This is a genomic window from Micromonospora sp. KC723 (genome assembly GCF_004348595.1).
Classification (GTDB): Bacteria; Actinomycetota; Actinomycetes; order Mycobacteriales; family Micromonosporaceae; genus Micromonospora.
Genome location: NZ_SMKD01000216.1, coordinates 1 through 6,132, shown reverse-complemented (window position 1 = coordinate 6,132; position 6,132 = coordinate 1). Strand labels below are relative to the sequence as shown.

The following is a 6,132-nucleotide window of genomic DNA, read 5'->3' as shown; positions in this document are numbered from 1 at the left end:
CCGCCCAGGCCCACCCATCCGGCCCCTTCCGTAAAGTCAGGGGGTTGTGACACCCTGCGAGGCGGGTGACCAGTAGACGGGGGTTTCTGGTGGCGGTGGCCGACAACGGCGAGGGGACGGCCGGTGCCCGCCGACCAGCACGCTGGCTGCTCGTTCCCTATGTGATCTGCCTGCTGGTGGCGGTGCCGACAGCCGCGCCGGGGCCGGCCTCCGCCGGGGCCGGCATGTCCGCCACCCGGCTCACCGCCCTCTTCGATCGTTACGGCGACACCTCCGGTACGTGGACCGGGGCCGACCGGACGACCTCCGTGCGCCTCCCCGACGGCCGGCTGCTCTGGCTCTTCTCCGACACCTTCCTCGGCCCGGTCGCCTCGAACGGCTCCCGCCCGCGCGCCGCGCCTTTCGTCCACAACTCGGCCATAATGCAGCACGGCGACCAGTTGCGGGAGACCCGGCACGGCGGCACCGCCGAGAACCCCCGCCCCCTGGTCCCGGCGCCAGCCGGGGAGTTCTTCTGGATCGGCGACGCGCAGGTTGTCGGCGACAGCCTGCAGGTGCTGGTCAACCGCTACCGCCGGACCGGTGCCAGCCCGTTGGACCACGCCCTGCTCGGCACCGCGCTGGCAACCTTCGCGCTGCCCGCGCTCACTCCCATCGGTGTCCGGCCGCTGCCGCTGAACGCCCGGATCGCCTGGGGCTCGACCCTGCTACGTGACGGCGGGCACACCTATATCTACGGCACAGAGGCGGCGGGCGAGGCGAAGTTCGCCCACGTGGCCCGGATACACGGCGACGACCTCGGCGGCCCGTGGGAATTCTGGACCGGCGTCGGCTGGGCCACCGACCAGCGTGCCTCCGCCCGGGTGCTCAGCGGTGTCGGCACGGCATACGGGGTGCAGCGGATCAACGGACGTTACGTCCTGGTGACGCACGAGAACAACCTAATCTTCAGCGCCGACCTGGTGGCCTACACCGCCGGCTCGCCGACCGGCCCGTTCGACGGCCCAGACTACCTCCACCGGGCCCCGGAGACCGCCGCCGGCCACCTCGTCTACGACGCCGACCTGCACCCTGACCTGGCCCGCCCCGGCAAGCTTCTCGTCTCGTACAACGTCAACAACGTCGACGACGCGGTCACCTACGCCGATGCCGGGATCTACCGCCCCCGCTTCGTAGAGGTCGACTGGCCCCGCCCCAACCCGAACCGGACGGAGGTGCCTCCCGCGCCGGCGGGCCTCACCGCCAAGCCCGGTGGGGCAGGCACCGCCGAGCTGAGCTGGTCCGCCGTACGCGCTGACGGTCAGCCGCGCTACCAGGTCCACCGCCGCGACGTCACCGCTGGGCAGACCCACTTCGTGCGCATCGGCGAGCCCTCCACCATGCCCCGCTTCTCCGCCGATTTCCTGGTCAACCAGCACGAGTACGAGTTCCGGGTGACCACGGTGGGCCGGCACGGCGAAAGCGTTCCCTCACCGGTGGCCCGGATGAACGCCATCGTGCCGCCCCCGCTCCCACCGACCGGTCTGCGGGCCGAGCCGGGACGCTCCGGGGACGTCGCCCTCAGGTGGGATCCGGTCCCCTTCGTCCAGCTCTTCCGGGTCCGGCAGCGCGACCTCATGACCGGCGAGCAGACGACGGTGGGCACGTTCACCGGCACCCACGCCACCGTGGAGTTCCTCCAGCACGCTCGGACGTACGAGTTCACGGTCGTCGCGGTCGGTGGTGGCGGCGACAGCGTACCCACACCGCCGGTCCGGGCCACTGCGGTCGTCACCCCTCCCGCGGCCCCATCCGGTCTGACCGCCGCCGCCCGGCCGGACGGCACCGTCCACCTGATCTGGCGGTCGCTCGGCCCCGGGGTCTCCTACCGGGTATACCGCCGCGACCTCCAACGGGGGAACCGGGCGTACCGCGAGCCGGCGTTGGAGGCCGGCAACGGCCACGTCGCCCGGCTTCTGGAGCACGACCACGACTACGAGTTCAGCGTCAGCGCGGTCAACAGCGGTGGCGAGGGGCCACGCACCACGCCGGTGCGGGTCCGCGCCCGTCTCGCCCCACCCAACTCCGTACCTCAAGGCCTGAGGGCCGAGGCCGCGCCGGGACGCGTCGAGTTGGCCTGGCGGCCGGTTACGCCGGACGGCTGGCACCGTATCTACCGGCGCGACGTCACCACCGGGGAACGCGACTTCACCGAGGAGCCGGTTCCCACCCAGGGCGACCGGGCGGTGATCGCCGGCCTGCGCAACGGCCATGAGTACGAGTTCGCGGTGGCGGCGCTAAACGCGGCTGGGGCCGGGCCACGCAGCGCACCGGTCAGGGTCACCCCCCGACTACCCAGGCCAACGAAGCTCGAGGCGACCGCCAGTGGGAACGGGGACGTCCAGCTGAGCTGGCGCTCGGTTGGGGACGGCCTCGCCTACCGGGTGCAGCTACGGGACGTCACAGCCGGCGAGCGCTGGCGGACGGACCCGGTCCCGCTGCTCGACACCCGGCACACCGCGGTGCTGCTGACCCGAGCCCACCGGTACGAGTTCCGGGTCGTCGCCACCGATGGAAGCACCGACGGGCTGCCCAGCGAGGTCGTCGCCGTGCAAGTGCGGTGAGCGGGTTCAGCCCCGGTCGGCAAGCAGGTGCCGACTGATCGAGTCACCCCGTTCCAGGCCTGCCGCGACCGGTCACGCAGTTCGTCCGTACGCCACCGCGCCTGCACCGCGGCATCGGCTGGGGCGAGCCGTCCACCAGGCAAGGACGTCGGGTGGTCGCAGCCCTGGCTCAGCCAGCGCGTCCAACCCTCGTCGGCGGATCCATGGCGAAGGACCTGGTGCCGTCGTCGAGGCCGAAGGAGACAAGTTCGTCGGCTTCGGTGACCACCTCAGCCGCATCGGCCAGGGCCAAGCGGACCGGCGTCTGCTCTAACGGGGCAGTGGTTGGGCTAGATCGGCACAGCACCCGGACGGGGTCGCCCAGCCGGGCATCGATGCATTCCGGTCGGCCCACATCGTCCCCGACGCCAACCGCCGCCGTACCCCAGCGCCCGATCACCCACCCGCACACAGAGTCACGGTTTCACGCCAGAGCGACGCCCAGGAGCACGCGGAGCGACACGCGTACGCGGAATGGCCGGGCGCACAGTGCCGAGCGGTCCGCACGTTGGTTACCGTAGTTGTCTTCCGGGGGCAGCAATCCCCCCTGTGGTACGTCCCTATCGAGGTGGCTGTGACCCTTTACGGCGACAAACGTCTCTCCGACGACCGGCCCACGGTGCAGGTCACCGCGGTGACCTGGCCCGGTGACGACGCACCGGAGCCGGCGGGAACACCCGCGGGCCCGACCGGTGGCTCACGGTCGCGTCGCACAAAACTGCTGCTCGCCGGTGGGCTGACCGCCACGGTGCTGGCCGGTGTGGGCCTGACCGGGGCCTGGGCGTACGCCGGCGACGTCCCCCGGGGCACCAGCGTGCTCGGTACCGAACTCGGCGGCCGGAGCAGGGCCGACGCGGCCAAGGAACTCCGCGCCGAGTTGGAGCGCCGGGCGGCGGCGCTGAGCGCCCCGCTGACCGTGGTGGTCGGCGAGAACCGGGCCGAGATCAACCCGACCGATGTGGGCCTGGCCGTGGACGTGGACGCCACGGTGGCCGCCGCGGCGAAGGCCAACGCGGACCCGATGAGCCGGCTGGTCGGCTCCCGCACGGTCGATCCGGTGGTGACGGTCGACGCCGCCAAGCTCGACGCCGCCCTGCGCAAGGTGCTGGGCAAGCAGGGCCGGGAGATGACCATGCCGGCGATCATCTTCACCGGCACCACCCCGAAGCCGGTGTACCCGAAGCCGGCGCTGTCGCTGGACCCGGAACGGTCCGTCGAGGTGGTGCGGGCCGGTTGGCTCACCAGGGAGCCGGTGACCGTCCCGCTGGTGGAGAAGGCGCCCGCGACCACCCGGGAGGAGGTGGACCGGCTGGTGGCCGAGTTGGCCAAGCCGGCCGTGGCCGCTCCGGTGACGCTGACGACCGACAAGGGCTCGGTGAGCATCCCGCCGGCGGCGATCGCTCGTGGCCTGCGCTTCTCGGCCGACGATGCCGGCAAGCTCATTCCCCGGGTGGACGTCAAGCGGCTCCGCGACGCGTTGGGCGACAAGCTGGCGAAGATCGAGGTTGAGCCGAAGGACGCGACCATGAGCATCTCCGGCGGCAAGCCGAAGGTCGTGCCGGGCCGTGCCGGCCAGCAGCTCGATTCGGCGACCCTCGGCCGGGACCTGCTCGCCGTCCTGCCCAGGACCGAGGGCCGGACGGTCACCGCCGAGCTGAAGGCGGCCGAGCCGGAACTGACCGAGGAGAAGCTGGCCAGCCTCGGCATCAAGGAACGGGTCTCCACCTTCACGACCCGCTTCCCCGGTGGTCTCTCCTCGCCGCGCAGCCAGAACATCATCCAGGCCGCCAAGGAGGTCGACGGCACGGTGGTGAAGCCGGGTGAGACGTTCTCACTGAACGGGCACACCGGCGAGCGCGGCTACGCCCAGGGCTACAAGGACGCTCCGGTGATCCTCAACGGCAAGCTGGTCCCCGGGGTGGGCGGCGGCGTCTCCCAGTTCACGACCACCCTGTTCAACGCCACCTACTACGCGGGGTTGGAAGACGTCGAGCACAAGCCGCACTCGTTCTACTTCAGCCGCTACCCGGCGGTGATCGAGTCGACGATCTTCTGGCCGGACCTGGACTTCAAGTTCCGCAACAACACCCCGCACGGGGTGCTCCTCGACACCTCGTGGACGTCCAGCACGATCACCGTGTCGGTCTGGAGCACCAAGATCTACGACAGCGTCAAGACCGAGTACGGTCCCCGCCGGAACATCACCAAGCCGAAGACGGTGTACCTGGAACCGGGCCCGACGTGTATCGCCGCCGCGGGCAGCGACGGGTTCACCCAGGACGCCTTCCGGGTCATCAAAAGGGACGGCAAGGTGATCAAGCGGGAGAAGTTCAGCTGGACCTATGACGCCGAGCCCCGCTTCATCTGCGGCCCCGAGCCGTCCTGACCGTAGGCACGGAGAAGCCCCGCCGGCTGGATCGCCGGCGGGGCTTCTCCGTGTCGTACGTCCTCAGGGCCGCGCCTCAACCAGCCCCTGCCGTACGCCTGGCGCGTCACGGTCGGTGCCGTAGACGGGGGTGCCGGGCTGCTGCCGCCAGCTCTCGTCGAGGGTGCCGGCGTCGACGGGGTCGAATCCGAGCGTGTCGACCAGCCGCATCACCAGTTGCTTGGCTTCGGCGTCGTCCCCGGCGATCGGCAGCGCGATCCGGTCGGGGGAGCCGGCTGGGCGGCCGTGGTCCATCAGGTGCTGCGCCTGGATGTTGTTGAAGGCCTTCACCACCCGGGCGCCCTTGAGGTGCTCCGCGGTCCACCGGCTGGAGCTGAGACTTCGGTCGAGCAGCTCGCCGATGTCACCGTCGCGCTGGGGGTAGTAGTTGTTGGCGTCGATGACCACCTTGCCGTCGAAGAGCTCCGGTGGCAGTGCGGGTACGACGAACAGTGGGATCGCCACGACCACCAGGTCGGCGTCCTGCACCGCGTCCTCCAGGGTGCCGGCGGTGGCACCGGTCTCCTCAGCGAGGTCGCTGAGGCTCTGCGGCCCCCGTGAGTTCGTGACGGTCACGTCGTGGTCCAGGGCGCGTAGCCGCCGGGTGAGCGTCCCACCGATGTGTCCCGAGCCGATGATTCCGATCTTCATGACCACTCCTGCCTCCGCCGGTCCCGACGGTCAGTTCCGGTCGTACGGGGAGCAGGTACCCCGGCCGGTCCACCCCGATAGCGGACGAGGCGTACGCCACGTCACCCTGTCGCCAGTACGCCACCCCGCCGTCTGGGCGCGTCCCGCACTGACGCTACCGAGGCGGGATGCCCTCGTCGGTCAGATTCACCGAACATGAGCGAGCTGCAGCGCCCACACACCGGTTTTGTTGGTGGTTCGTGGAAATGGTTCAGGGCCATCCCCCCATAGGGGGATGGCCCTGAACCGAAAGATTGTCCGGCGGTGTCCTACTCTCCCACACCCTCCCGAGTGCAGTACCATCGGCGCTGGAGGGCTTAGCTTCCGGGTTCGGAATGTGACCGGGCGTTTCCCCTCCGCCATGACCGCCGTAAC

3 protein-coding genes and 1 rRNA gene are annotated in these 6,132 nt (G+C 70.7%); 2 read left to right on the top strand and 2 right to left on the bottom strand.

Annotated elements, in window-relative coordinates; all coding sequences use genetic code 11:
- The first annotated feature begins 65 nt into the window (after nucleotides 1–65).
- Together E1165_RS27460 and E1165_RS27455 are read left to right on the top strand one after the other, a co-directional pair.
- Nucleotides 66–2,603, top strand: coding sequence for a fibronectin type III domain-containing protein (locus tag E1165_RS27460; protein ID WP_132394606.1), 2,538 nt, complete (start codon nucleotides 66–68; stop codon nucleotides 2,601–2,603).
- 607 nt (nucleotides 2,604–3,210) lie between these two features.
- Entirely contained in the window at nucleotides 3,211–5,028 is a 1,818-nt protein-coding gene (locus E1165_RS27455) for a VanW family protein (protein WP_165945342.1), read from the top strand.
- 63 nt (nucleotides 5,029–5,091) lie between these two features.
- Here the strand turns inward: E1165_RS27455 and E1165_RS27450 are convergent, their stop codons facing one another.
- Complete coding sequence (locus E1165_RS27450) at nucleotides 5,092–5,718, bottom strand: NADPH-dependent F420 reductase (protein ID WP_132394605.1); 627 nt, start codon at nucleotides 5,716–5,718, stop codon at nucleotides 5,092–5,094.
- Nucleotides 5,719–6,013: 295 nt separating this feature from the next.
- Nucleotides 6,014–6,130: ribosomal RNA gene (gene rrf, locus E1165_RS27445) — 5S ribosomal RNA — on the bottom strand.
- Nucleotides 6,131–6,132: the final 2 nt, after the last annotated feature.